Genomic DNA, 26,673 nt, shown 5'->3' on the forward strand with positions numbered 1-26,673 from the left:
GACCGGCCGATCCCATCCATCTTCTCCGAGAGAAGGGCAGCACACGCTCATGACGCTCGCACTGTCAACCAAACTGCACACCTCGTTCGCCGACGCGGTGGACCGCACCCGCAAAGCCCTGGCCGACCAAGGCTTCGGGATCCTCACCGAAATCGACATGAAGGCCACCCTGAAGCAGAAACTCGATGAGGACATGGAGGACTACCTGATCCTCGGTGCCTGCAATCCGCCGCTCGCGCACCGCGCGGTCACCGTGGACCGACAGATCGGGCTGCTCCTGCCATGCAACGTCGTCGTCCGCGCCGACCCGAATAATCCGGGTGCGGTGCTGATCGATGCGATGAACCCGCAGGTGATGGTTCAGGTCGCCGACCAACCCGGGCTCGGGGCGGTCGCCGACGACGCCACCGCCGCATTGCAGGCCGCCATCGACTCCTTGGGCGCGGGCGCAGCGAAGGACTGACACCGCACCTGCCCATTCCCGTTGACGGAAAGGAGGATCGGTGACTCTGACCGTCGCGCTCGCCCTCGGAGCGATCATCGGCGTGCTGCTCGGACTCCTCGGCGGCGGCGGATCGATCCTGGCCGTCCCCGCGCTGGTCTTCGGCCTCGGTCTCGACCTCGAACAGGCCATTCCGATCTCCCTGCTGGTGATCGGCATTGCCTCCCTCGCCGGCGCCGTCCCGAAAATTCGCGAGCACCAAGTGAATTGGCGCATGGCCGGGGTATTCGCCGCCTGCGGCATTCCCGCCACCTTCGCCGGCAGCGCGGTCGGGCGCCTGCTGCCGCAATCGGTGGTGATGGTCGGTTTCGCCGCCGTGATGGTCGTCGCCGGGATCCGGATGCTGATGGATCGTGGTGACACCGGCACCGCCTGCGAGGTCGGGGACTCGGGGATCGACTGGCGCCGCTGCGCCCCCCGATCCATCCCTGCCGGAGTCGCGGTGGGCTTTTTGACCGGCCTGTTCGGTGTCGGCGGCGGCTTCTTGATCATCCCGGCCCTGGTGCTGATGCTCGGTCTGGACATGTCGGTCGCAATCGGCACCTCGCTGGTTATCATCGTCGCGAACTCGGCGGCCGGTCTCATCTCGCACCTGAGCGGCGCGAGCATCGACTGGGCGATCACCGCCGCGTTCGCGGGCACTGCCATCGCCGGGTCCCTGATCGCCGGTCATTTCGGCTCCAAGGTCGTCACCGACCGGCTGCAGCGGTGGTTCGCCTATCTCGTCTTCGCCGTCGCCGCCTATGTGCTGGTCGACACGATCTTGCTGCGCTGATGCCGCGGGCGGCTTGCGTCACACCGTTGCACCTATGCCCTCCCGGGTATGCGAACACCAGAGAATATGTGAGGAAGGAAACGAGTCATGGACGTGTCGATCATCGAGACCTCGAGCCTGGGCGATCGCAGTTACCTGATCAGCGACGGTGCCGTCGGCGTCGTCGTCGACCCGCAACGCGACATCGACCGGGTACTGGCCCTGGCCCACGACCGCGGCGTGCGGATCACCCACGTCCTCGAGACCCACATCCACAACGACTACGTCACCGGCGGGCTCGAGCTCTCCCGCACCACAGGTGCCGAGTACGTCGTCCCCGCCGGTGACGACGTCGGATACCAGCGGCGCGCCGTCGGTGACGGCGACGTCATCGACGCCGGACCCATCCTGCTACAGGTCATGCACACCCCCGGCCACACCCACCACCACGTCAGCTACGTGCTGCGCGAGACCACCGGCGGCATCCGCGGAGTCTTCACCGGTGGATCGATGCTCTTCGGCACCACCGGCCGCACCGACCTCCTCGGCAACGATCACACCCGGGAACTGACCCACGCCCAGTACCACTCGGTGCGCCGCTTGGCGGACGAACTCCCCGCCGACACCAAGGTCTACCCCACCCACGGATTCGGTAGCTTCTGCGCCGCCACCCCCGCGAGCGGGGACTCCTCCACCATCGGCGAAGAACGCACCACCAACCCTGCCCTGACCCAGGACGAGCAAAGCTACGTCGAGGAACTGATCGCCGGTCTGTCCGAGTATCCGGCCTACTACGCGCACATGGGCGTAGTCAACACCCAAGGACCGGCCCCGGTCGACCTGTCGCTGCCCGCACCCGTCGACCCGGACGAGCTCCGCCGCCGCATCGAGGCCGGGGAATGGGTGGTGGATCTGCGTGAGCGCACCGCCTTCGCCGCCGGCCACCTCGGCGGCACCCTTGGCTTCGAATTGTCGGACTCGTTCGTGACCTACCTCGGCTGGCTCTACAAGTGGGGTGCACCGCTGACCCTGATCGGCGAAAACGAAGACCAGGTCACCGACGCCCGCCGAGAACTGGTCCGCATCGGCATCGATGACCTCGCCGGTGCCGCGGTCGGCGAAATCCACACCCTCGTCGCCGGCACCGAACTGCGGTCCTACCGGGTCGCCGACTTCCCCGCCCTCGCGGAGAGACTTCCCGAGCACGACATCACCGTCCTCGATGTACGCCAACGCAACGAATACGACAGCAGCCACATCGACGGGGCGATCAACATCCCGCTCCACGAACTCGCCGACCGACAGGGCACCCTCCCCGACGGGGAGATCTGGGTGCACTGCGCCTCCGGCTACCGATCCTCCATCGCCGCCTCGATGATCGACCGCCCCGACCGCACCACCGTGCTGATCAACGACGAGTACGACAACGCGAAGGACACCGACATCACCAGCACCCCGTAGGTATCCGTGCGCACGCAGTGACCGGGGTACGACGGATCGCCGAGATCCTCACGCCCGCATGGCCTCGACCCGGATGGATGAGTCCGCATCATGGCCCCTCCGGAATCCTTGTGCGCCGAGCACCGACGCCAATGACACCGGGCAGCACCCCCGACCAGCACGGCCACGGCGAGGGTCGCGGCCCCGCTCTGATGTATGTCGGCGACCGCGTCGTGGGCCCGGCGCTGATCGCGCTGGAATCCCGAACTATAAATTCAAAGATCCCTCATCAAGAGCTTCAAGCATCTGCTGACGCTGCGACCTGGGCAGTCGATCGCAATGGCGCTGAGGCCGGAGGAAGATGGTCCGTACCGAGGGTGCTGAGGCGATCGCAGGCGAAGGCAGTGATGTCGAGGTCAAAGCGTGTAGACCGACGGGAGATCGCCGGAGAATTCGAGCGGGTGAGGGCTGAGTTTCATCGATTGGTCGGCGGCGCGAGCTCCGAGTGCTTCGACCGGCCCTCCGCGGGCACCCGCTGGACGAACGAGCAACTGTTGTTTCACATGGTGTTCGGCTACATGGTGGTGCGCCGTCTACTGATCCTGGTCCGGATCCTCGGCCGGCTACCGAACGGCGTCAGTTGCCGCTTCGCCGCCGCCCAGAACGCCTCGACGCGATTGTTCGACGAGGTCAACTATCGGGGAACGTGCCAAGCGGCCGGGTATTCAACCGTCACCGCATGGTGCGGCAATGCGACAAGGTCATCGATTCACTTCTGCGGAGTCTGGTGGAAGAGGCCGAGAACGACCTGCAGCGCGGCATGCACTTCCCCGACCGGTGGGATCCGTTCTTCGCGGACTACATGACCCTCGAGGACCTCTACCGCTGCCCCGCACAGCATTTCGCCTTCCACCGGCGGCAGCTCACCCTCGACTGACGATCGCCGGAAGAAGGGACATTCAGGTCGCGACCGGCAGGTCGGCCAGGCGCCACTCGAGCATGCCGTCGGTCAGCCGCGATGCCTGCCGGTCGTGGTCGGTCAGGAGCCGGACCGCGTCGTGCGCGAGCACGCAGTAGGCGCCGCGGCAGTAGGCGACGATCTCCTGATCTTCGGGCAGGTCCGCGAGACGATCGGCCAACTCGTCCAACGGAATCGACACCGCTCCGGGGATGTGCCCGGCCTCGTATTCCTCGCGGGGACGCACATCGAGGACCGTCACCTTCCCGGACCGGGCCCGCTCGAGCAGCTCGTCCCGGCTGACCTGGTCGGTGTCCGGACCCAGGTAGGCGGTGCGGGCGGCCTCGACATCGGGCAGGTGCTCGTTGGCGACTGTGCGGACCAGCGCGAACAGCTGCGCCACATCCGCACCGGCGAGCCGGTAGAACACCTTGGTGCCCTCGCGGCGGGTGGCGACCAGATTGGCTTGCTTGAGGGTCTGCAGATGCGCGGACGCGGTGGTCAGCCCCAGCTCGCTGGCGCGGGCGAGGCCGTCGACGGTGCGTTCGCCCTGGGCGAGCAGATCCAGCAGTTCGAGCCGCTTGCCGCTGCCCAGGGCCTTGCCGACCCGGGCGAATTGGTCGAACAGTTCCGTCTTCGCGATCCGATCACCCATGGCATTCTCCAATCATCTTTGGAATAGTGTAGAACATGGATCGGGTGTTCCGCCCGGGATGCCCTCAGCGCCGAGGCAGGGAGAAGGCCATGGCCGGGATCGATCTGGTACCGCTCGTCGACGAGGGGCTCGGCAACTCTGCCTACCTCGTGGATCTCGGCGACGGGCGGGCGTTGGTGGTCGACGTCAGCCGGGACCTGCGGGCGGTGCATGCCGCTGCCGCACGCCGCGGGCTGACCGTGGCGTTCGCGGCCGACACCCACCTGCACGCCGACTTCCTTTCCGGCGCCCGCCAACTCGGCGCCACCGGCGGGACCCGGGTGCTGGCCTCGGCGGCCGGGGACCGGGAGTTCCCCCACACCGGGCTGCGCGACGGCGACGAGGTGGACCTGGGTGGGTTGCGGTTGCGGGCGCTGATGACGCCCGGGCACACCCACGAGCACCTGTCGTTCCTGCTGCTCGACGGCGACACGGAGGTCGGGGTGTTCACAGGCGGCTCGCTGCTGGTGGGTTCGGCCGCGCGGACCGACCTGCTCGGCCCTGATCGCACCGAAGTCCTGGCTCGCGAGCAATACGCCTCGCTGCAGCGCCTCGTCGCATTGCCCGGCGACGTCGCGGTCTGGCCCACGCACGGGGCGGGCTCGTTCTGCTCCGCCCCACCCGGCGCGGACCGCACCAGCACCATCGCCCGCGAGCGCGCCACCAACCCGTTGCTCGCCGCCCCGGACGAAGACGCGTTCGTCGCCCAACTGCTGGGGTCGCTGGGCAGCTATCCGCCGTACTTCCGCCGGCTCGGCGAGATCAACCGGGTCGGTCCCCCGCTACTCGACCACGATCCGGTGCTGCCGGCCCTGACCGTCGACACCGTCCGGGCCCAATTGGCCGAGGGCGCCGCCCTGATCGACGTGCGCCCACTGGCCCGCTTCGCCGCCGCCCACATCCCCGGCGCCCTCTCGATCCCGCTGCGGCCGGTGTTCGCCAGCTGGCTGGGCTGGCTCGCCCCGGCCGACCGGCCCCTGATCATCGTCCGCGACCGAGACCAGGACGTGAACGAGATCGTCTGGCAGGGCTTGAAAATCGGGTACGACAATCTGATCGGCGAACTCGACGGCGGCCTCGCCGCCTGGACCGCCGCCGAACGGGGGGTGGCCGCCACGGCGCTGACCGGCCCCGACGGGGTCGGCAATGTCCGGGTCCTCGACATCCGTCAACGCCCCGAATACCTGGCCGGGCACCTGCCCGGCGCCGTCCACATCGAACTCGGCGCCCTCCCCGGCCGGGTCGACGACCTGCCCCGCGAGCCCACCGTGGTGATGTGCGGGCACGGCGAACGCGCGATGGGCGCCGCGAGCCTGCTCGAACGCGCCGGGCACCGGAACCTCACGGTGCTCGAGGGCGGACCCGACGACTGGGCCGCCGCCACCGGCCGCACCCTCGAGACCGGCGCATGAGCACGCCCGCGCCCCGGCCGATCCGGCTCGGCCTGGGCGCCAACCTTGCCCAGTTCAGCCTGCTCGTCGCCGTCAACGCCCTCGTCGGTGGCATGGTCGGCCAGCAGCAGACCGTGCTGCCGCTGCTCGCCGCGAACGAATTCGCCCTCACCGGTTACACATTCATCTTCACCTATGTGGCCGCGTTCGGGATCACCAAGGCCGCCGCCAACTACTTCGCCGGGACCTGGTCGGACCGCTACGGCCGCAAGCCGGTACTGCTGGTGGGCTGGCTGTTCGCCATTCCCGTCCCGTTGATGCTCATCGCGGCCCCCAATTGGTGGTGGGTGGTCGCCGCCAACGTGCTCCTCGGCATCAACCAGGGCCTGACCTGGTCCACCACCGTGGTGATGAAGATCGACCTGGTCGGCCCCCGCCGCCGCGGCCTGGCGATGGGCCTGAACGAGGCCGCCGGCTACGGCGCCGTCGCCGTCAGCTCACTGATGGCCGGCTACCTGGCCGAGCAGTACGGGCTGCGACCGGCCCCGTTCCTGCTCGGACTCGCCTACACCGCCCTCGCGCTGCTGCTGTCCGGGGTATTCATCCACGAAACCCGCGACTACGCGCGCCTCGAGGCCGCCCAGCACATCCCCCGCGCGGACGGTCGCCGCGATCACCTGCACGCGGACCTGACCGACCGCCAGATCGCCATGGCAACCAGTTTCACCGAGCCCGCCATGTCCTCGGCGAGCCAGGCCGGCCTGGTCAACAACCTCAACTTCGGCCTCTCCTGGGGCCTGTTCCCCCTGCTGTTCGCCACCGCAGACCTCAGCGCCGGACAAATCGGGTTGCTGTTCGCCCTCTATCCCGGGGTGTGGGGCGCCGGACAATTGGTCACCGGCGCCCTGTCGGACCGTATCGGCCGCAAGCACCTGATCACCGCCGGCATGACCCTGCAAGCCGCAGCCCTGGCGCTGATCGCCGCCTCCCACGGCTTCCTCGGGTGGGCCGGCGGCACGGTGCTACTCGGAGCCGGCACCGCCATGGTCTACCCCACCCTGCTCGCCGTAATCGGCGACGTCGCCCACCCGGCCTGGCGCGGCCGCGCCGTCGGGATCTACCGGGTCTGGCGCGACAGCGGCTACGCCGTCGGCGCCATCGCCGGCGGCATCGTCGCCGACCTGATGGGCATGCACGCCGCCGTCTGGGTGGCCGCCGCCGTCAGCGCCGCCGCCGCCCTCGCCGCCGCGGCCCGCATGTACGAAACCCACCCCAACCCCATCCGCATGAGCACGGAGCGTGCGCCGAAGGGGTGAGACCCATCCGGCGAGGACGTAGGCCGCCTAGTTCGGCTGCGCCGGTTGCGCCTCCAGACGCTGCTTGAGCGTGGCCAGATTGCGCGGCATCTCCTTGCGGGCCTGCGGGCGCACAGCCAGTGGGACGAGAACCTTCCCGATCCCGTGGCCTACGAAGTCCACCGCGATCGTCACCCGGGAGCGATGTGCGGAGTCGAGCGGATCGACCGTCACATCCACGACCGCCCGGATCGGGCCGTCGACACCGTGCACACCCCACGTACTCGGTGGGTCGATATGCGTGAGTTCGGCGGTCACCGAACGTTCGGCGAAACCGATACGGCGCGCGGTGCGGCATTTCTCACCGACCTGCGGGGTCCCACTGCCGTCCATGTGCCCGCCGACGACACCCTTCTGCCACTCGACGAAGCGGGTCGGGTCGGTGACGTAGGCGAACACCTGCGCCGGTGGGCGGGCGACGTCGATGCTGGTCGTGATCGGCGCCATCAGCGCTGCTCACTGTCGACGGCGTCGAGGTAGCGCTGCAGGTAGAGTGGCCACCCGGCGTCGTGCCCGACACCGTCGCGGACCGCTTCCCAACCCTCGCCGTGGCGCTCGAGGTTGCGGTGCTCGAGCTCGACCCGGGTGCGATTGTCGGATTCGGCGATGAACCGGACCTCCACCTCGCTGGTCTTGTCCGGGTCGGTCTCGATCTGCCAGTGCCCGTTGATGTCCCAACTGAACACCACCCGGTTCGGCGGCTCATAGGCCAGTACTCGCGCCCACCGGCATTGTGTGCCGTCTTCTCCGCGGTCGTAGATGTGGCCGCCCACCCTCGGTTCGAACACGGTCTCGGCGATCGGGACCGCCATGATGTTGTGCTCACGCGGCTTGATCGCATCGAATCGCTCGACGAACAGCGCGAACGCGCGCTCGAGCCCTGCGTTCACCACGATCTGCTGTTGCACCGGTTCGGCGTGTGTCTGTGTCATGAACTCTCCTGCGGGTTGTTCGACCGCGTCCTTGTAGGCGGTCAGTGCCTGTGCCCAGAACCGGTCGAGCTGGGTGCGCAGCGCGCTGATGCCGGCCGGGTCGAGGTGATAGATGCGGCGGGTGCCGACGGCCCGGTCGCGGACCAGCCCGGCGTCCTTGAGCACCTTCAGGTGTTGCGAGACCGCCGGTCGGCTGATCGGCAGCTCGCGGGCGAGTTCACCGACCGCGCACGGACCCACGGCCAGGCGCTCGAGGATCGTGCGTCTCGTTCGATCGGCGAGCGCGCCCCATTCGTCTCCAGCTTGGTAAGTGTCTACGAACGGTAAGTTCTCGCTTACGGAGCATCGTTGTCAAGAGATGCCTCTAACCTCAACCCCCTCCGGAATCGCCCCTGCTGGACTGACGCCGCGCCTGCCCGGCCAGCACCACAGCGTCACAGCGGCAGCCGCAGAAGAAACCCCAACAACACGCCCACCATGACGCCCAGCGAAATCCGCAGCCCATTCCCGGATGGTCACGACGCGTTGCACGCGATCGAGAACGCCGTCTACGTCGAGCAAGAGTTCGACGAACCACGCGTTCCCGGCCACTCGAAGCCTTGGCTCTTCATCGGTCCTCCGCGCACACTTGGGGGTCCGTTGCTCGAAGTCATGGTGGAGATCGTTCCGCCGCGGGGCATGGCGGTTTTCCATGTGATACAGGCGCGGCAGAAGCATCTCCACCGCATGAAGGACCCTCAGTGACTGCCCGATTCCCCCGGTTGCGCATGCATCCGGGGCCCTACCCACACTCGAAGGGGTGACATACCGATGAACAGCAACGATAAGAACTCCGATTACGACGAACTCGCCGAGTGGGCCGAGCACGAGATGACGCTGCCGAAGAACTCGGCCACTGCCAAGCGGGGCGCCGAGGCCGCCGCAGCCGGGCGCGAACTGCTCGAAAGGGTGGGCGCCGGCCGTCCGTCCTTGGCCGGCGCCAGTGGCGAATCACCCCAGCGGCAAGTCCGACTGCCGGCGCCGCTGAGCAACAAGCTCGACGAACTCGCCGAACGCCAGCACCGCAAGCCCAGCGAACTGATGCGTGAGGCCGTCGAGGAGTACATCCAGAGGCACTCCTCCTGACCACAACCAGGCCCGACGCACCCGTATCAGCGAGGCGTCATGTGGGGGCGTGAAGTTTCGATTCGCGCTGCCCTCGTCCCTCGCTCCGGGGAGGCACCGCGCAGCACACCGCGCGTCGCCACGAACACGAATCATCCACGGGGACACGCTATCCCTCAGGTGACGGCGTTATACACCCGCGGCCGCTGCGGCGGTTTCATGCCAAGTGGCTTGGGCAGCCGTGACCATGGCTTCGACCAGGGCAGACGACAGGTCCCTCCTACCACAGCGGCAGTTTGCGCGACGCGCGACGGAATTGCATGTGCCATTCCCTCCATAGATGCACTCAAGGTAGCGTGCAGCCGAACGGGTCACATTGGGAAAAGAACGCTCGTGACGAGCAACGCGCCCAGTGGAGAGGCCGCTGCGCCCAGTCACAGATTGGACATCAAGAACAATGGCGGTAGTTCACGAAGATCGGCCCGAATATCCAGACCCGGAGGGGGACTTCGATCGTGAACTGGATGAGAGGCAAAACGAGTCAACGCGCTTGCCTTCCGGAGAAGATGTCCAGCGCCGTGTGCTGCAGGTTTCCGAGTGCTACGTCGGTGGCGATCTAGATCGACTGGTCGAAGGATGCAAGGCACTCAACATCGAACCTGACAATCCGTTTGGCGGACCCGACATTTACGAATGGGCCGATTCGGTCAGACGCACTAGCAGCACAGGCGGTTGGGTAGTTGCCGGATCACTCTACCGGCGGGGAACTGAACGAAAGTGGATGGATGACATCGCTGCCGACCTGCCCGAGGATTTCGATCGGGTTCGGCTCAAAGCGATGTCTCCGATCCCGAGCGTGGTAGTCCTCCTAGCTACGTTTACCCTCTCCGACGAATCGGCCAATGCCCTAAACGATGAGCTGAACACGAACAGATATTTGCGCATCGACACCGTCGGCAGAGGTCTTCGTCACCACACTGCGTTTCATCGCAAGCAAGCAGCGATTGCGCAAGAACGCCCGCGTGTTCGCGAAGCGGCAGGCCAGTGGGTTGCCCGCATCTTCCCTGGCACGATGATCGCCGACTTCAAAAAGGCATCGCTACCTGCGATTGAAGTCATCACGACAAAGGTTGCGGCGCCTTTCACCCGACCTCAGTTGCCGGACGTACCGGTTGAGGAGATCAGCAGTCGTCTCGAGGACTACCGATACTTGCTCTCCATTGATGTTGAGGGAGACGCCTATACCGGCCCTTCTACGCCCGACTGGAAGATCGCTACTTCCTTCAGACCTGATGACGATCCGTGGACGATAGTGTGCGGCCACAAGCTCACCGTCGATGAATCCCCACGGGACGGCGTTACCTTTGGCGGGCCCTACACCGACGACCACTTCATCGAGAACCGCTTCGGCGGACTCATGGTGCGATGGGCGATCAAGTGCCTCATCGAATGCTACGAAGGAACGATAGCGCAGCTTCGCGATGACTTGGCGCGCAATCCAACAAGAGAGAAAAGCAGGTGGAACTTCATCAAACAGGTCGGCCAGAACGCATTGCGCACAGAGACCATCGACTCGTTGGAGCGCGCGAGCAAACTTTTGAGCAACACGATCTTTGATGCCACGATTGTCTCGAATGAGGTTGGCAAGTGGGTCCGGGCCCGCAGACCGGGCACCGCTGAACAGCGGTGCCGTGCCGAGCCACGACGCCCCAGGGTGCGCCTGTCGGACGAACGTGGCTCGGGCACGCACGGGGAGGGGTAATGGCCTCAGTTGCCGAGGAATCGGCGGATCTGCGGGACGACGGCGTCGGCGAGGTCATCCGCCGTCTCGAGCGCGTCGAACGAGACGTTCCGCGCGAGTGTCGCATGCGGGATGGTCGCGCTCATCCGTTCGGCGAGCTCGGCCGGATGGCGCTCGTCGGCGCCGGGGACGATGAGCACCGGAACGTCGATCGCACCGAGTTCGTCGAGCGTGCGGAACGAGCGGTCACGCCCAATGGCGGCCGCTGCGGCGACGCTCCCCGGATCGGCGCGCGGTATCGCCGAGCGCACCAGGTTCCCGATCAGCGGTTGCAGGTGGGGAAGGAACAACTCCCACGCCGCTTCGATACCGTCCCCTCGCACCCGCTCGGCGAAGCGGTCCATCAACGCGGTTTCGGCCAATTTCGCTTCGTCGTCCTCGATATCCTCGGCGCTGATCACCACGACCGCCCGCACGCGCGAGGGGAAGGCCAGAGCGGCGCGTAAGGCGATGGTGCCGCCCAGCCCGGTCCCGCCGATCACAGCCTCCGGCGCGCCCAGGTGGTCGAGGAGGGCGATCACGTCGTCAGCGTAGCGACTCCACGTGTGCAGCGCCGGATCCCGGCACACCGAGCGGCCGTACCCCCGCACGTCCGGAACAACAACGGTGAACCGGTCTTCGAGACGCGTCGCCATCGGCAGCAAGCTGTGATGATCAGGGCCCCCGCCATGCAACAGGACGACGACCGGACCCTCTCCACACCCCGCGGCGAACAAGCGCGCTCCGTCGTCGCCGGGGTAGTTGATTTGGCGCATCGCCGTCCGTTTCTCATCTGAGTCGCAGGAGGATGCGACACTGGCGCTCTGGGCCTCTGGGTGCCGCCCGGCGAGGAAGTGCCGCGCCCGTTGTGTGGTAATTAACTCTGCATAGCGATGGAGACTACCGAGATGAATATTGCAAGGATCGCCAATACCATTGCGATCTGTTGCAGCCGGAAATTGGCAGCCGTCGACTCGATCGATGCTCGCAGTTCCAGCTCTGACCTGAGCAGAGGAATGGTCTCGCCAAACCATTCAGCGCGGTCTTCGAGCGACGTTCTCAGCATCTTGTCGAAGAAGAACTCGTCGACCTGACCGTCGCCCCAGTCGTGAATCTGTTTGTATTCATCAAGCTCATAGGTCCAGCGGCGATCGTTGGTCAGTTGGTCACCGAGTCGGAACGGAGCCGGATCGTTGGGCGAGGTAGCGCTCGAGGAGCTTCTTCACCACGGGCCCCGACGTCGCCGACCCGAAACCACCGCCACGCACTAACACCGAAACGACGATTTCGGGAGCATCAAAAGGCGCCACCGCGGAAAACCAGGCATTGAGACCTGCCCCAGGCGCCGACGGATCCTCCGCCGTGCCGGTCTTGGCGCCGGCCGGTACAGGCAGGTCCGCGAGCTGCCCGGCCGTGCCGGCCGCGGCCGAGGCACGCATCCCCGCCCGCACGGGGTCGAGCCGGTCCGCGAACGGCAACGGCAGAGGCGTCGCGGGAGGAATCTGCATGGCTTCCCCCGACCCGTATTCCGCCGCGAGTTGCGGGGTGACCATCGCACCTGTGGCGATGCCCGACGTCCAGCGCGCCACCTGGACCGGGGTCGCGCTGACAGTGCCTTGCCCGATGCCCATCAGCAGCGTCGACCCTGGATACCAGGTGGCCCCGATGCTTCCAACGTTCTCCGGGGTGCCGAGGAAGCCCTCAGCCTCGCCGGGCAGGTCGATCCCCGAGGGTCGGCCGACACCGAGTTGGTCGGCAACCGCGGCGATCTTCTCGGGACCGAGGAGTTCACCGAGCTTGTAGAAGTAGACGTTGTCCGACCACTGAATCGCCTGCACCAGATTACTCGGTCCCATCGGTTGCCAGTTCCGAAAGGTCTGCCCGCCATAGGTGTAGGCGGCGCCGGTTTCGATCACCTCCTCAGGCGCCAGCACCGGAGACACGGCGTTCGCTGCGGCGACCACGATCTTGAAGGTCGAGCCCGGCGGCACCGCAGTCTGGGTGACGTTGTTGAGCATCGCCCCCGGTGCCCGCGTCTGGGCGGCGAGGGCTACCACGTCAGCTGGCGGACCATAGACATTGTTGTCGAATCCGGGCACGCTAGCCAGCGTCAACACCGCCCCGGTGCGCGCGTCCATCACGATCGCCGCGCCCAGGTCACCGCCGCTGGTGCGCACCGCCTCGGTCAGCGCATCGGTCGCGAGTTGCTGCAGCCCCAGGTCGAGGTACAACCGCAGGTCGTAACCGCGGAACGGGTCGACCCGCTCGCCGGTGGCCACCGGACGCCCGGACGGGTTCACATACATGCACTGCTTGCCGTCGATGCCCCGAAGCAGCGCATCGTACTGCCGTTCGAGTCCGGCCTTACCGACTCGGGAACCGAGCGCGAGCTGCGGCCAGCGCTCCATATCGTCCTGGTCGGCAACCGCGACGTGGCCGAGCACAGGGCCGAGCAGCGCCCCCTGCGGGTAATACCGCTTGCCGGACGGAGCAACGAGTACCCCGGGGAGGCGAGCATCCAAGATCCGCCGAGCCTGCTCGGGTGAGACCCTACCGACAACGACCTGCAATTCCTCGCCCCGGCTACCTAGGGCCTCGGTCAGTTGGTCCGCGGTGACGCCGAGCAGCGCAGCGAGTTCGCTGCGGGCAGCCGCGTCGTTGTCGTCGAACATCAGGGAAACCACCGACACGGTGTACTCGGCGACGTTGATCGCGAGCGGCAGGCCATTGCGGTCGAGGATCTGACCGCGCTCGGCGGGCAGGCGAACGCAGCGCGTCATCTGCGCGTCGCTCACCGCACGCAACTGCGCACCCCGATCGTTTTGCAGCTGCCAGGCAAACAGCGACATCACGACCAGGGACGCCGTCACGGTCACCGAGCCCGCCGTCACCCCCCTCGGTTTGCGGCGGCCCCTGGCCGGTGGAGCCCACAGTGGCCGCTCGACACCATCTCGGCGCACCGCGAGCACCAACCCGATACCGACGAATCCGACAATGGCCGCCGTGCCCCCGTAACTGAACAGTGGGATCGGCATCCCGGTCTGCGGCAGCAACGACAGACTCGCACCGATCGCAACCACAGCCTGAATTCCGAACAATCCGCCAACACCTACCGCCACGAGGGCAGCCTCCCGGGTCCTCGTCACGCGGGCGGCGAGTGCGGCCCGCCACACGATGACCAACGCGGCCACCACGACTGCCAGGCCTGCGAGCAGGCCCCACCCGTACACCACACTCGCGAACGCGAGGTCGTGCTCCGATTCGGGAAGATACTCGGCCCGCAGGCCGTACAGCGGGTCGCGCGCCAGTCCCCACAACCCACCGCTGCCGATCGCAATGTCCGCTTGCAACTTCGCCCACCCCGCCCCGGCGGGGTCGGCACTGCTGGACAGGAACACGTGGACCCGTTCGATCTGATAGGGGCGGAGAAAAAGAACCGCAAGGGGCAGGGCGGCGATCCCCAGCGCGAACAACGGGAGCAACGGGAGCAACGGGACCCGGGCAAGGATCAGCATCAACCCGGCGGTCGCAAGGAGCACCACGGCCGTCGACAGGTCCGGTTGTAAGGCCACGAGCGCAACCGGCACGCTGACAACCGACAGGGTCGCCACGAACCGGCCCAGGGTGTACCCACCAGCCAGCAGGGTGGCAGGGACCACGACCACACCGAGCTTGACGAGTTCGGACGGCTGAACGGTGAACAACCCGAAGTCCAGCCACCGTTGAGCGCCTTTGGTCTCGACCCCGACGAGCGGCACCGCCGCCAGCAGGATCGTAGCGACCACGAGTATCGCCCAGCCGAATCTTCGGAGGTCACCGAGCCGCAAGCGAGCTACCACCCACATCGACCCCAAGCCGGCGGCGGCGAAGAGAACCTGACGGATAGCGTACGCGGTCATGTCGATCGAAATCAGATTGAGCAGCCCGAGAACGACGAGGACCACCGCCGCTGTCACGATCCACGGGTCGGAGTCGCGCTTTCCTCTGAGCATGTGTCCCCCATCCCTGGCACCTCAGCAGATTGCGTTCTCGGCCGGCACCAACAACGGCTTCAACACACAGTTGTCACCGGAGCCGGCACAACAGCGCCGACAGCAAGTGTGCTGCCGTGCCGCGCCGGCGCGGCATCGTCTCGACAGCGGACCCGATGGCGGACCAGGCGGTACCACAGTTCGAGCTGATGGATCTCATTCGTGCCGGACAGCGCAGCAGGTGTCAGCATCACAACGCAACGCGTCCGAGAACCACGAAAACGCCGCCACGCGAGTCATCACAGACTCGTTCAAGCGATTAGAATCGGGCTCCACCTCTCATTTCTCCACACGTGGCGCTCTGCCACTGTTTCGAGCACCGCACCTTTGCCACCCAGACGAGTTGCGACTACCGGAACGGCGGCGACGGACCCGGAGTCGGGCTTCCTCGCGTACGAAACGCACTACCCCTGAATGCATTCCATTCAACAACGATCAGTTTGCCGGGAATCACCGTTCCACAACTCATCCCAAGAGGTCCGACAGCCCACATCGACCGGTTACCCACGGAGCCACGCACGAAACGCATTGCCGGTTCGCGCGGGCCTCACCGACTTCCTCGTCACTGCCACGAGCGTCACCTGGACTGCGTCGTCACCCGCCGCCGGCCACCTGTTCTCGCAGATGCCGCGCGCCGGGAGCCTCGCCGTCCCGGTAGTGCAGATCCGCACTGCCGGCGGACAAGTCCCATTTCCGGCAGATGCAGTACTTGTTGTCATGAGCAACACGAGCCCAGCAGCGGCGCAGACTATCAGCGCGATGAGTCCCACACCCGCCGAGAAACTGCACACGATTGGGTGTGAAGGGACGTCGGAGAAGGTGAAAAGGCCTCACCACAAGAAATGATCGGGATCGGTTGGGTCGACCCGAAGGAATTGGTAGATCACGCGCGTACACCAGTCCGCTCGAGCGGGGTAGTGCGCCAGCATGTTCCGGCGAGGGTGCAAGGCCACCGCCCGACGGTCATCAGCTTTGTAGGGTCAGTGCGTTAGCCACAGGAGCTGACGACTGGGAAAGTGTGCGAGCGCGAAGGTCAGTACGACGCGGGATCCCAGAAGTAAAGATTCGACGCCAACGCACCGATCAAGAACCCGGACGAAGGATTGAGGGCATGCTTCCGTCCCTGGGCATCGAGCTGGTACGTCACGGTCTGTCCGTGGAATGAGACGCAGTGGAATGAGACGCAGTGGATGTTGTGGGTCCGGGCTGACTGAAGACGACCTTCCGCCTTGTGGGTGCCGTTCCAGGTGTCGAGTGCCCACGGCACCCGGAACTGGTCACTGCAGGGGTACCCTCCGTAGCCGGTACCGTGCGCCGCGGCCGTGGTAGCGACCAACGCACCTGCGGATACAAGCATCCTGCCTTTCATAGGGGCCTCCCCTGCGAAAAGTATGAACGGTATGTCTATTGGGATCTCGCTGCACAGTGGTACGAGGTGATCCCGCGGGCCGGGTGTGGTGCAAACTTATTGTCCACCCTGGACGTTCGGCGGGCTCTCTTTGCTGCGCCGCGTCTGGAGTACCCCGCCAGTTCGGAGCGCTGCGAAAGAATCGTCGGGTCGGAGCTACCGATTTCGTCCATCATCCGTACACGATGATGGTCACGATCGCCTCCTCGGCCATGGCGGGTTCCCCGACTCGCCGGGCGCGGCGAACACGGGCATCGTCGAGTACGCCGCGGCGCACGCGAGACCGAGACCATTCCGAAGCTGAGCAAATGATGCCTCACGAAGAGGCACGAGCAGGAACAGCTCGCGCGACCACACAATTTCTTGCCCAACGGTGTCGACACCGAGCGGCACGCCATCGCCGAGGGCGCTGAGGACAATCAGGTCGGTCCGGCGCTGGATCGGACCCGACCCACATCCCAGCACACCTCGAACTCGGCGTGGCCCTATGACCTCTACGTGCATCCAGAAGCCAGACGAATATGAGACCGCGATCACGCGAGCGATCAAACCGGTCGCCGGGGAGCGGTGCACATCGGTCTCGACGTGGAAGGTGCGAATACTGCCGCTGCCGCCACCAGCCTGCCGCCCCTGGATACAGCAATATCGACACCGCATGCCGGCATGTCACTCGACGTCGACCGCACCCGAAATCAAGTGACGGATTGCACGTCAATGGCCCTTGTCGGACGGGTGGTAGAAGGGTGTGTCCCACGGCGCGAACACCGCAGAGCGCCCGCGTCCGAGTCACCGGAAGACCCAGGGCTGGAACTCGCGGGTAGCCGACTCGTACGACAAGGCGTCATACTTCACTCTGTGACGAGCGCAGTAGGGACTTCAGCATCTACAATCACCCAACGCGTGCACTCGCTGAACCGACCCAACATGGTCAGCGTCGGCACCATCGTGTGGTTGTCAAGTGAGCTCATGTTCTTCGCGGGGCTCTTCGCCATGTACTTCGTGGCGCGAGCACAGGCGAACGGGAACTGGCCGCCGGAGCCGACCGAGCTGAACCTGTTCCTCGCCGTGCCGGTGACACTGGTTCTGATCGCCTCGTCGTTCACCTGCCAGATGGGCGTGTTCGCGGCCGAGCGCGGCGACGTCTTCGGCCTCCGCCGCTGGTACCTCCTCACCCTCGCCATGGGAACCTTTTTCGTCCTCGGCCAGGGCTACGAGTACCTCAGCCTCATCGAGGAGGGCACCACCATCTCGAGCAGCGTGTACGGCTCGGTGTTCTACATGACCACCGGTTTCCACGGTATGCACGTGATCGGCGGCCTCATCGCGTTCGTCTTCCTGATCGCCCGCACCAAGGTCAGCAAGTTCACACCTGCACAGGCCACCGCCGCCATCGTCGTCTCGTACTACTGGCACTTCGTCGACATCGTGTGGATCGCCCTGTTCGCCACGATCTATTTCATCCGTTGATCAGCTGAACGCCCCAGGAGCCACGGCGGATGCGGGCCAGCGGGACGGATAGGTCACCGACGCTCTCGCCGTCGTGCGCTACCTTCACCCGGACGCGCATCGGACGGATCCGGACTACGAAGGCTGGGTGGTCGACTCTCGCGCGGAGGCCGCCGGAACCGACATGCAGTAGCGAGGGCACCACTTCAAAGCGTTGCGGTTGAGTGTCATTGGCCCCGCGCGGATTTCGTACGGCCCTCAGCGGTCCAAGACACGGTGCTTGGATGCCGCGGCATCGACGATCGCGGGGTGTTCGAGTTCCAGGAGTTCGATGCTGACCACCTCGGGGCGATGCCAACTGGCCAGCACGGTCCAACTGGGGGCGGTGGTAGGTAGGACCACCACTGCACTGCCTGCCACGCCCGAGCATCTCCTTGCGGTCGGTCTCGGACCAGTTCGGGTAACCCTATCCCTGTGTCACCGCAAGATTGCGGATCACGATGTGCGTGGCCCGCAATGACAGGCGCACCAGTTGGGCCGGGTCGTCGAGGTCGAGAACCCGCAAGTCGTCCGGCAGTCGGAAGGTCCCCAGGGCCCGGTGAGAACCAGGTAGCTGCGGGAACCCGAACATCGACTGCTCCCAGTGCGCTAGGTTGCCGAACGTCTCGCCGCACGCCGCTTCGGCCAACTGTGAGAGATACCAGGCGTAAAAGTCCGGATGGTCGATGTGGCCACCACGTGGGGGTCGGTGTTCGTAGAGGGGGTGTCCCGGCTGGCCGGGCTTGGGGGAAGGCAGATAGGGAAAGACCCGATAAGCGCCTCCAGGACCGACGCCGTGTCCGACGACTTGATCACGTCGACCGGGCGTGCCCCGTCGAGATACGCATTCGGGCTCTCCAGGCTGCAGTTTCCCCCACCCCAGGCGTGCCCGGGCGAGGACGTGCCCGAGATCGATCAACCGCGGGGCAGCCGCAGGCCCGGGCCGCTCCTTGCCCGACACCCACCTCGATGTCTGCGACCGATTTGCCCCCACGATCTCTCCGAGGGCAGCTCCCCCGCACTCGTCCGCCAGGTACCGCACCTGCTCCGCCGACAACGGATCATCCGGCGCTGACCGCCGAGGCGTTCTGGGTGTACTGGCGGACGCTCGTCTGATCTTCCCTGTAACTCATCGGGGCAGGCGCCTCAACCCCGCTGCTGTCTGCGCAGAGGCATCCCCGCCCGGCGCAGGGATTCCCCTTGTTCCGAATGTTCGGGTGCGCTAACTTTAGATGTGGTCATGCCTAACTTTGTGATGCGTACATCCTCGGAGTGTTGCGGATTCCTACTCACCGCGGCGGTCGAGGACTACCTCAGAGCGGTCTTCTGCCTCTCCGCGCGACGTGAGACCACCTCGACGTCGGCACTGGCGCGGTACCTCGAGCTGGCTGCTCCCACCGTGTCCGGGATGCACAGGCGACTGGCCGCGGCCGGCCTGATCCGGCGCTCCGGACACCATCGGGTCATCCTGACTGCGCACGGCGAACGCCATGCGGTGGAGGTCCTTCGCCGAAATCGGTTGGCGAAAGTGTTCCTCGCCGAGTTCCTGGGCATGCCCTGGGACGAGATCGGTGCCGAGGCAGATGTGCTTGAGCACGCGATCAGCCCGCGGCTCGAGTCCCGACTGACCACCGCACTCGGCAATCCGACCCGTGATCCCTACGGCAACCCGATTCCGCCGGCCACCGGCGAGTATGTCGAGTCGTGGCAGGGCTCCCTCTGCGCTGCGGCCCCCTGCCGGAATTTCACCGTCGAACGGGTGACCGATGACGACAGCCACGTATTGCGCCTGCTCGCAGGCCTCGGCATTCACCCGGGCCGCGTCATCGCACGGGCAGACGCGACCCCGCACAGCGGGGCGTTGTGCGTGGAGATTGACGGCCACCCGCACGAGATGACGGGCGCAGTGGGTCACCTCGTCTTCGGCAGGGCAGCGTGATGGGCGAATCGCGGCGGCAGTTCCTGCTGGGCTCCGCACTGCTCGGTACCGCCGGCGCAGCAGCGCTCGGGGCCCGGGGCGCGTCGGCGGCACCGCCGCCCTTTGGGGCCGAAGGAGCGCACTCCGGCGGCCACGGCGGTGGGGTCAGCGGGCCGACATTCCGTAGGGGCGCCGTCATCGACCACGACGTGAACGGCTTCAACCCCACCGAGCTCCTGCGCGACTTCGACTACGGCCGCACGTCCCTGATGCCCGACGGGCGGGTCTTGCGGGAGTGGGACATCGCCGCCGCCGACCTCGACCTCGAGATCGCACCCGGTGTCCGGTATCCGGCGTGGACGTTCAACGGGCGGGTACCCGGACCGACCTTGCGTTGCCGGGATGGGGACCTGCTGCGCGTCACGTTCATCAATTCCTCCGCGCACCCGCACACGATGCACTTTCACGGCATCCACCGCGCCGAAATGGACGGGGTCCCCGACATCGGGCCCGGAGTGATTCCGTCCGGCAGCAGCTTCACCTACGAGTTCGACGCCCAGCCGTTCGGCCTGCACCTGTATCACTGCCATGTCGGCCCGTTGGCCGAGCACATCGCCCGCGGCCTGTACGGGACCTTCATCGTCGATCCACCCCAGCCTCGTCCGCCGGCCGACGAAATGGTCATGGTCATGCACGGCTACAACACCACCTTCGACGGGGAGGGCAATCAGCTCTATGCCGTGAACGGCATCCCGTTCCACTACATGCACGAGCCGGTCCGGGTGCGTCGCGGCGAGCTGGTGCGGATCTACCTGGTCAACGCCCTCGAATACGACCCGATCAACACGTTCCATGTTCACGGGAACTTCTTCGACTACTACCCGACCGGCACCCGCCTGCAGCCGTCCGAGTACACCGACACCATCATGCAAGCGCAGGGTCAGCGCGGCATCTGCGAACTGCGTTTCCCGTACACCGGCCGATTCATGTTCCACGCCCACAAGACCGAATTCGCCGAACTCGGCTGGATGGGGTTCTTCGAGGTGACCGACTGATGGACACCTCAGTGGACACAAAACGGACCTGGATGTCCGCGGTCGGTGCGGCCCTCCTCATTGGTGTCGCTCTGGTCGTGCTCGCCCTGGTCGGTGGCCGGACCCTGCCCGAGCGGGCCGGTCCGCCGATCGAACAGCTCGCGGTCGAACACACCGAACTGGTCCCGGGCTACATCGAAGTCACCGTCCGCAACACCGGCCCCGATCCGGTCCAGGTCGCGCAGGTGTTCGTCAACGACTCCTACGTCGATCTGACCGGTGGGGAGCAGCCGATCAGCCATCTGGACTCGGAGGTTCTGCGGCTCGACTACCCGTGGCAGGACGGGCAACCGTACCTGCTCTCGTTCCTGACCTCGACCGGCCTGGTGATCGAACACGAAATCCCGGCCGCGGTGACCACCCCGCAGGCCGATGCCGGGTTCTTCGGGCTGATGGCGTTGATCGGGACCTACGTCGGCATCATTCCCGTCGTGCTGGGGATGCTGTTCCTGTCGGTACTCCGCAGGATCGGCCCTGGTGGGATACGTGTCCTGCTGGGGCTCACGGTCGGGTTGCTGGCCTTCCTGGCCGTCGACGCGACCATCGAGGGCGTCGAACTCTCCGAACGCGGTGGCGGCGCCTTCGGCGGCCCGGCCCTGCTCGTCCTCGGCGCGGTGCTGGCGTTCCTCGCGTTGACCGCGCTGGACCGCTATCTCGGGTCCCGCCGCGCCGTCAGCGAAACGCAGGCGTCTAGCGGGATCCGTTTGGCGTTCATGATCGCCCTCGGGATCGGACTGCACAATCTCGGCGAGGGATTGGCGATCGGCGCCGCCTACGCCGTCGGCGAGCTCGCCCTGGGGGCGACCCTGGTCGTAGGATTCACCATCCAGAACACCACCGAGGGGCTGGCGGTCGTGGCGCCGCTGACCCGACGGCGCCCACCACTGCTGCAACTCCTCGGTCTGGGTCTGCTCGCCGGGACGCCGGCCATTCTCGGTGCGCTCATCGGTGCCAGCGTGAACAACGCCGAGCTCTCGGCGTTGCTCCTCGGTATCGGTGTCGGTGCGATCGCGCAGGTCATCATCCAGATCGCCCCCGCCCTGCGCGACAGCGCAGGGCGAGTGCTCAGTCCCGCCACCATCGGCGGGATCACCGCCGGCCTGCTCACGATGTATGTCACCGGACTCCTCGTGGTCGCCTGACGACCCGCGGAGCCGACCCGCCCCGGCCGCAGTGAGGCTGGTCCGAAGTTCGGGCCACCGAGCAACGGCGCGAAACGGCCTGCGCTGCCGGTGAGTGTCAGTTGCCGTAGGCGTGATCGGTGGCGCTGTCAACCGCCCCGTCCTGCTGTCGTCGATGGGGAGGGCCGCGGCTCGCGCTTCGGGCATCCCCCGGTTTCGCTCCCCACCCGCCGATGGATTGGGGCCCTGGTTATCCCAGCGGGGCCGCCAGCAACGCCGCCGGGCACTGTCGGGGTCGCGTTCGGAGATCGTGCTGGTCGAAACCGCCAGTACGCGTGCGGTTCCGTGTGCGTCCCGGCCGGGTGCCTTACCGTTGCCATTGTCGCCGCCTCCCGGACACGGTGACCCGGCGCCCCGGCCGGATCGCCCCCCGCAGCAATCAACGTCAGTGCGTCACCGGTCCTGGTCCGACGAAATGGACCTCGGCGCCTGCCTGGTTCATGCCATCACAGCGAGTGCCGTCTTCGACAGGCGCGTCGAGAATTCGAACTCGAGGAGGATGGAACGGGCGGTTCCGGCGACCAGCACCAGCCGGCACTCCAGGGGCGCTCGACCGATCCGTCCCAGTTGGCGCAGCACGACATTCTCCACCCCACCAGCGCCGCCGACTCTTCCGGGGTGGAGATACTTTGCGCGCGTCCGCAAGAGGCCGATCGCACCCTTGTTGTCCGCGATGCACGGGACTAGTTGTACTGACCACGGACGTTGGTGACGGCGTGTCGAGGTGACACAGAGAAGACCTCCGAGTGAAGTGCGAGCTGTCTAGGAACGCATCACTCACTCAGGAGGGAGGTCTTCGTGGGTCCACCGTAATGCCCCGTTGTCCGAAACGGGTCGTCTGCGCCTTTGCTCAATGTGTCATTGATGATGGGTGGCCGCTGCGGTGGGCTGCTGAACGGTTCCAGGTCGCGGTCACCACCGCAGCACGCTGGAGCGCTCGTTACCGCGCCGAGGGGCCGGCCGGGATGGCCGATCGCAGCTCGCGGCCACATCGCAGCCCGAACCAGACCCCGACGCGCACCGAGCGGCGCATCATCAAAGTCCGCGTCATCCGCCGCTCTGGTCCGGCCCGGATCGCGTATCTGCTGGGTCTGAACGTTTCGACAGTGCACAAGGTCCTGAGCCGATACGGGTTGGCTCGACTGCGGTGGCTCGACCGCCCGACCGGACGGGTGATCCGTCGCATGCACTCACCGCACTGCGGCGATCTCGTCCATGTCGATGTCAAGAAACTGGGCAAGATCCCCGCCGGCGGCGGATGGCGGAAGCTAGGTCGCTCGGCAGGCAGCCGCAATGCCCGAGCCGACAAAAGCAGCGGCGAGGTCGACAAGTACTACCGCCCGGTCCGCGGCTACCACTTCCTGCACACCGCGATCGACGCACACTCACGGTTGGCCTACTCCGAACTGTTGGGCGACGAACGCAAAGCCACCGCCGCCGCGTTCTGGCTACGTGCCAACGCATGGTTCACCGAGCACGGAATCACTGTTGAAAAAGTGTTGACCGACAACGGTTCCTGCTACCGATCACACGCGTTCCGAGACGCACTAGGCGAGATCAAGCATCGCCGAACCCGCCCCTACCGACCCCAAACCAACGGCAAAGTCGAACGCTTCCACCGCACCCTGGCCGACGAATGGGCCTACGCCCGCCTCTACACCAGCGACCGCGAACGCTGCGACGAGTTCCCGCGATGGCTGCACACCTACAATCACCACCGCGGCCACACCGCACTCGGCGGCCAACCACCCGCCACCCGCGTACCCAACCTCTCAGGTCAGTACAACTAGTTGTCCGCGATGCACGGGACTAGCGTTCTATCCGCGCCGGTCCGTTCCGGTTGGGCGGGCAATCACATCCCAACTCGGAGGTGCACAATGGCCGTTGCGGTCGTTCTCGATTTTCCCGGGGGAACCCTCGAGCAGTACGACAATGTGATTGCCAAGATGGGCCTCACTCCAGAAGGCCAAGGCCCGCCCGGCGCGTTGAGTCACTGGGTCGCCGAGACCGACGACGGCATCCGCGTCAGCGACTTGTGGCTCGGCAGGGACGAATTCGAGAAGTTCTCCGAAGAACAGATCCGCCCGTTCACCGCGGAGTTCGGACTACCGGAGCCGCAAGTCACGTTCTTCGACGTACACAACTACCTGACGGCGGGCCAATAAGCTGACCACCACCGCTGCGCCTGTCTGCGACAGGCCGGCGCGGTTTCCGCCGAGTCGAACGCAGCTCAACGAGCGATTCCCTCGCCGCATCTGCCTGACGTAATCCACGTCCGGTAACGCCACACACAGCCGCCCGCAGGCATTCCCAGAACGTACAGGAACCAGCGCGGCTCCCGATCGTTGCGCAACGACTCCAAGATCGTGATGCCCCGACCAAACAGAGTCGGGGCATCAGGTGTCAAACAGTGCTTCCTGCAGTGTTCGGCTTTCATTCAGTAGATGTACGGAACAATAGGCACCGTCGTCGGCACCCTGCTCGGCGCTGCCCGCTCATGCCCTAACGCAGCGCGCTGAACACGAACGGGAGTCGCGCGAGCGGTTGGCGACTGTCCGAAAACTGAAGCGTGCCGCGACGGCCGAGGTCGAGCAGCTGAACGTCTCCGGGTGCGCTGACGGCGGGGAGTCACGGGACATGCCCCAGACAGGGGTTCGGCCAGGAATGCTTTCACATTCTCGGCCGGAACTCTGCTTCACAAGGTGACCGAGACCCGCGGTTTCCTTGATCCGCACACTCACGGTACGCGCTCTTCGACAACCCCCGCACAGCCCTGACCTGCGACTACGATGGGAGCTCCGGCGGAAACCCCAACTCTCGCAGACAGGTACAGCGCCACCGTTTTCAGGCCACCGATCACCACCGCCAACCGCCGAAGTGCGACTCCGCGGCGCCGATGTTGCCGACAGAGGCGATCGTGTTCAGCCGCGGTCAGTCAGCGGAGCATTGACCTCGCGGTACGTCGGCGGTGGGATGGAGGCAAGTATGAGTTCGTCCGGGCTGGCGTGCTGGACGCGGCCGTTGGCGAAATGCACGGTCAGTTGTCCGTCGAACCTGCACCCGATCACCACACCCGGCGTTCCGCGCCGAAGGCGAGGGCGGAGGAAACCGCCGAGATCTGCTGCCGCACTCGGTCGCCGACATCGAGTGGCTCGCCCGCATCGGCGCCGTGCCCACTGCTCGTGATCGGATCATCGCCTTCGCCCGCACCAACCGCACGAAGGCATCGTCGACCGCGACGACGCCTTCACCTTGCTCGACCAGATCCACAACCGGGTGCGGAAGGTGGGTACTCCTCGTCCCAGTGTTCGATGTCGGCGGTAAAGCGCCACTCCCATGGTCCGGTTCTGACTGTGGTGCATCGTTTCTCCTGATCAGATTTCTGTCGCTCGGACGGCGGCCCCCGCCTCGCGGGGCCGCCAGCGAACCCTCGGTGCTCGTGGTCGTAGCCTCGACGCAGCTCCGACCACACCCGCGGCGCCGCCCACAGCGTCCCGGCGCGAATCAGGATCGTGACGAGGCCGAGCATCGCCTGGCGCCGCGACGTCCGTCTCCGTCGGCAATGCCACGCACTGCGGACCTGTGGATACCAGCCGATCGGTGCGAGAGACGGTCCGCCCGCCCCGCACGGCCGGCTCGGTGCGTCCGCCGGCTCCGCCACCCGACCGTCCGGAAAGGGGCGCCCCCCCGCCGCCGAGTTCGGCGAGCTGGCTCCGCACCCGTTCCTCGGCCCGGTCGCGGTCCGCCGCGACAGCGTGACGAACCCGTTGAATCAGGTCCGCGAGAGCTGTTGTTTCGTCGATCGATTCGTTCACCTGGTCGGCGCGGTCCGGACAGCGACAGTTCGTCACGATGCTACGGACACGTAGCGAAGCTTTGCATCGACGACTTGTTCGGTGAACGGCAGACAGTCTCAGACAAAAACTGAAGATGGTAAAACGACGAATCACCGTGACATGGGCTTCGCACCACGAAGTCGGTTTCGCTTCGCAGGACCCAGCTCAGACCGCTCCGTGTGCCACCGCACCGCGTCGACGGTGCACCGCACTGCGGCGACGCACCCCTTTCGCTGCCGTACTTCCGCGCTCGCCCGCGGCCAGCGTCGCCCGGAGGTCCCGCACCCCCATCCCGGACAACACGTCGAACGAGTGCGCCCGCACACCGCCGGACTGCAATGCGTCCACTGTCTCCGATTCGTCGTCGACGAACACCGACAACCACCGCCCGACGGCCCGACAATGCCCGGTCTTGACCTCGACCGCGGCGCGGTGATCGCCGCGGGCGCGGCACAACAACGCCCGCCCCGGCGGAAACCCGTTCTCGCCGAGCCACCGCCGGGTCTGCCCCGCGCACGAGATCGGACGGGTCGTCGAATAAACCGGAACGAATCCCAGCCCGGCCACCGCCTCCACCAAGTCCCGGTTCGGTTCGATGACCGCCGCCTGCCCGACATGCTCGAAAAACCTCTGCCACGCCTGCCGACGGCTCCCCTCCCAGCCGCCGGTCAAGAGGTGAGCGAATGCCGACAGGTCCGCCAGCCCACCATCGAGGTCGAATATCACCACCCGCTCACTACCGCTCACCTCCCCAACCCTAAGCACCTGGCCGACAGACATACCGGCGCCACGCCCACACCGACGCAGCCA

At 66.2% G+C, this 26,673-nt stretch carries 23 protein-coding genes and 3 pseudogenes; 15 read left to right on the forward strand and 11 right to left on the reverse strand.

Features of this window, described 5'->3' with window-relative positions:
• Window positions 1-49 precede the first annotated feature (49 nt).
• The 4 genes and pseudogenes from GFS60_RS36835 to GFS60_RS36850 all read left to right on the forward strand — a co-directional run bounded on the left by GFS60_RS36835 (window position 50) and on the right by GFS60_RS36850 (window position 3,633).
• Window positions 50-463, forward strand: coding sequence for a DUF302 domain-containing protein (locus GFS60_RS36835; protein WP_159929538.1), 414 nt, complete (start codon window positions 50-52; stop codon window positions 461-463).
• 40 nt (window positions 464-503) lie between these two features.
• The gene (locus GFS60_RS36840) at window positions 504-1,277 is read left to right on the forward strand and encodes a sulfite exporter TauE/SafE family protein (protein ID WP_159929176.1); all 774 of its coding nucleotides are present in this window, start codon (window positions 504-506) and stop codon (window positions 1,275-1,277) included.
• Window positions 1,278-1,364: 87 nt separating this feature from the next.
• A complete protein-coding gene (locus GFS60_RS36845; protein ID WP_128644096.1) occupies window positions 1,365-2,717 on the forward strand; it encodes an MBL fold metallo-hydrolase in 1,353 nt (450 codons plus the stop codon).
• 386 nt (window positions 2,718-3,103) lie between these two features.
• Window positions 3,104-3,633: pseudogene (locus tag GFS60_RS36850) on the forward strand (DinB family protein).
• Window positions 3,634-3,655: 22 nt separating this feature from the next.
• On the opposite strand, the gene GFS60_RS36855 reads toward GFS60_RS36850, so the two are convergent.
• Window positions 3,656-4,309: an ArsR/SmtB family transcription factor gene (locus tag GFS60_RS36855; protein WP_128644095.1), complete on the reverse strand. Its 654-nt coding sequence runs from the start codon at window positions 4,307-4,309 to the stop codon at window positions 3,656-3,658.
• Between the two features lie 89 nt (window positions 4,310-4,398).
• Between GFS60_RS36855 and GFS60_RS36860 the strand changes: the two genes are divergently transcribed.
• Together GFS60_RS36860 and GFS60_RS36865 are read left to right on the forward strand one after the other, a co-directional pair.
• Window positions 4,399-5,760 carry an MBL fold metallo-hydrolase gene (locus GFS60_RS36860; RefSeq protein ID WP_128644094.1) on the forward strand — a complete coding sequence of 454 codons (1,362 nt, stop codon included), beginning with the start codon at window positions 4,399-4,401 and terminating at the stop codon, window positions 5,758-5,760.
• Complete coding sequence (locus tag GFS60_RS36865) at window positions 5,757-7,055, forward strand: MFS transporter (protein ID WP_159929540.1); 1,299 nt, start codon at window positions 5,757-5,759, stop codon at window positions 7,053-7,055. The genes GFS60_RS36860 and GFS60_RS36865 overlap by 4 nt, the downstream gene beginning before the upstream one ends.
• 27 nt (window positions 7,056-7,082) lie before the next feature.
• Here GFS60_RS36865 and GFS60_RS36870 read toward each other — a convergent pair whose 3' ends face one another.
• The 3 genes and pseudogenes from GFS60_RS36870 to GFS60_RS38880 all read right to left on the reverse strand — a co-directional run.
• Window positions 7,083-7,541, reverse strand: coding sequence for an SRPBCC family protein (locus tag GFS60_RS36870; RefSeq protein ID WP_159929181.1), 459 nt, complete (start codon window positions 7,539-7,541; stop codon window positions 7,083-7,085).
• Entirely contained in the window at window positions 7,541-8,026 is a 486-nt protein-coding gene (locus GFS60_RS36875; RefSeq protein WP_201453732.1) for an SRPBCC family protein, read from the reverse strand. The genes GFS60_RS36870 and GFS60_RS36875 overlap by 1 nt, the downstream gene beginning before the upstream one ends.
• Window positions 8,027-8,044: 18 nt before the next feature.
• Window positions 8,045-8,344 (reverse strand): annotated as a pseudogene (locus GFS60_RS38880) (ArsR/SmtB family transcription factor); the annotation flags it as partial.
• A 159-nt stretch (window positions 8,345-8,503) separates the two neighbouring features.
• Here GFS60_RS38880 and GFS60_RS36880 point away from each other — a divergent pair.
• The 3 genes from GFS60_RS36880 to GFS60_RS38885 all read left to right on the forward strand — a co-directional run bounded on the left by GFS60_RS36880 (window position 8,504) and on the right by GFS60_RS38885 (window position 10,892).
• Window positions 8,504-8,770 carry a hypothetical protein gene (locus tag GFS60_RS36880; RefSeq protein WP_159929542.1) on the forward strand — a complete coding sequence of 89 codons (267 nt, stop codon included), beginning with the start codon at window positions 8,504-8,506 and terminating at the stop codon, window positions 8,768-8,770.
• 66 nt (window positions 8,771-8,836) lie between these two features.
• Entirely contained in the window at window positions 8,837-9,151 is a 315-nt protein-coding gene (locus tag GFS60_RS36885) for a ribbon-helix-helix domain-containing protein (protein ID WP_159929544.1), read from the forward strand.
• A 436-nt stretch (window positions 9,152-9,587) separates the two neighbouring features.
• Complete coding sequence (locus GFS60_RS38885) at window positions 9,588-10,892, forward strand: hypothetical protein (protein ID WP_201453722.1); 1,305 nt, start codon at window positions 9,588-9,590, stop codon at window positions 10,890-10,892.
• A 5-nt stretch (window positions 10,893-10,897) separates the two neighbouring features.
• Here GFS60_RS38885 and GFS60_RS36890 read toward each other — a convergent pair whose 3' ends face one another.
• From GFS60_RS36890 to GFS60_RS36900, 3 genes are all read right to left on the reverse strand, one after another.
• On the reverse strand, window positions 10,898-11,686 hold the full coding sequence (locus GFS60_RS36890) for an alpha/beta fold hydrolase (protein WP_201453723.1): 789 nt from the start codon (window positions 11,684-11,686) through the stop codon (window positions 10,898-10,900).
• A gap of 390 nt (window positions 11,687-12,076) precedes the next feature.
• The gene (locus GFS60_RS36895; protein WP_159929546.1) at window positions 12,077-14,902 is read right to left on the reverse strand and encodes an FtsW/RodA/SpoVE family cell cycle protein; all 2,826 of its coding nucleotides are present in this window, start codon (window positions 14,900-14,902) and stop codon (window positions 12,077-12,079) included.
• 1,072 nt (window positions 14,903-15,974) lie between these two features.
• The gene (locus GFS60_RS36900) at window positions 15,975-16,298 is read right to left on the reverse strand and encodes a hypothetical protein (RefSeq protein WP_236603741.1); all 324 of its coding nucleotides are present in this window, start codon (window positions 16,296-16,298) and stop codon (window positions 15,975-15,977) included.
• 906 nt (window positions 16,299-17,204) lie between these two features.
• On the opposite strand from GFS60_RS36900, the gene ctaE reads away from it, so the two are divergent.
• Window positions 17,205-17,816, forward strand: a complete 612-nt coding sequence (gene ctaE, locus GFS60_RS36905; RefSeq protein WP_159929550.1) for an aa3-type cytochrome oxidase subunit III — start codon at window positions 17,205-17,207, stop codon at window positions 17,814-17,816.
• A gap of 237 nt (window positions 17,817-18,053) precedes the next feature.
• Here ctaE and GFS60_RS39780 read toward each other — a convergent pair whose 3' ends face one another.
• A complete protein-coding gene (locus tag GFS60_RS39780; RefSeq protein WP_236603742.1) occupies window positions 18,054-18,215 on the reverse strand; it encodes a hypothetical protein in 162 nt (53 codons plus the stop codon).
• A 46-nt stretch (window positions 18,216-18,261) separates the two neighbouring features.
• The gene (locus tag GFS60_RS39785) at window positions 18,262-18,828 is read right to left on the reverse strand and encodes a hypothetical protein (RefSeq protein WP_236603743.1); all 567 of its coding nucleotides are present in this window, start codon (window positions 18,826-18,828) and stop codon (window positions 18,262-18,264) included.
• 246 nt (window positions 18,829-19,074) lie between these two features.
• On the opposite strand from GFS60_RS39785, the gene GFS60_RS36920 reads away from it, so the two are divergent.
• The 3 genes from GFS60_RS36920 to GFS60_RS36930 are packed head-to-tail and all read left to right on the forward strand — an operon-like array spanning window position 19,075 to window position 21,988.
• Window positions 19,075-19,773 (forward strand): metal-dependent transcriptional regulator, encoded by a 699-nt coding sequence (locus GFS60_RS36920; RefSeq protein ID WP_236603744.1) that lies wholly within the window; start codon window positions 19,075-19,077, stop codon window positions 19,771-19,773.
• A complete protein-coding gene (locus GFS60_RS36925) occupies window positions 19,773-20,807 on the forward strand; it encodes a multicopper oxidase domain-containing protein (protein ID WP_159929552.1) in 1,035 nt (344 codons plus the stop codon). Before GFS60_RS36920 ends, GFS60_RS36925 begins: the two co-directional genes overlap by 1 nt.
• Complete coding sequence (locus tag GFS60_RS36930) at window positions 20,807-21,988, forward strand: ZIP family metal transporter (protein ID WP_159929554.1); 1,182 nt, start codon at window positions 20,807-20,809, stop codon at window positions 21,986-21,988. Before GFS60_RS36925 ends, GFS60_RS36930 begins: the two co-directional genes overlap by 1 nt.
• A gap of 477 nt (window positions 21,989-22,465) precedes the next feature.
• Here the strand turns inward: GFS60_RS36930 and GFS60_RS36935 are convergent, their stop codons facing one another.
• On the reverse strand, window positions 22,466-22,606 hold the full coding sequence (locus tag GFS60_RS36935) for a hypothetical protein (RefSeq protein WP_159929556.1): 141 nt from the start codon (window positions 22,604-22,606) through the stop codon (window positions 22,466-22,468).
• 193 nt (window positions 22,607-22,799) lie between these two features.
• Here GFS60_RS36935 and GFS60_RS36940 point away from each other — a divergent pair.
• Both GFS60_RS36940 and GFS60_RS36945 read left to right on the forward strand, forming a co-directional pair.
• Window positions 22,800-23,817: pseudogene (locus GFS60_RS36940) on the forward strand (IS481 family transposase).
• 87 nt (window positions 23,818-23,904) lie between these two features.
• Window positions 23,905-24,192 (forward strand): hypothetical protein, encoded by a 288-nt coding sequence (locus tag GFS60_RS36945; RefSeq protein ID WP_109336185.1) that lies wholly within the window; start codon window positions 23,905-23,907, stop codon window positions 24,190-24,192.
• Window positions 24,193-26,028: 1,836 nt separating this feature from the next.
• Here GFS60_RS36945 and GFS60_RS36950 read toward each other — a convergent pair.
• Complete coding sequence (locus GFS60_RS36950; RefSeq protein WP_236603745.1) at window positions 26,029-26,610, reverse strand: hypothetical protein; 582 nt, start codon at window positions 26,608-26,610, stop codon at window positions 26,029-26,031.
• Window positions 26,611-26,673 lie beyond the last annotated feature (63 nt).

Source organism: Rhodococcus sp. WAY2 (assembly GCF_009859915.1).
Classification (GTDB): Bacteria; Actinomycetota; Actinomycetes; order Mycobacteriales; family Mycobacteriaceae; genus Rhodococcus_F; species Rhodococcus_F oxybenzonivorans.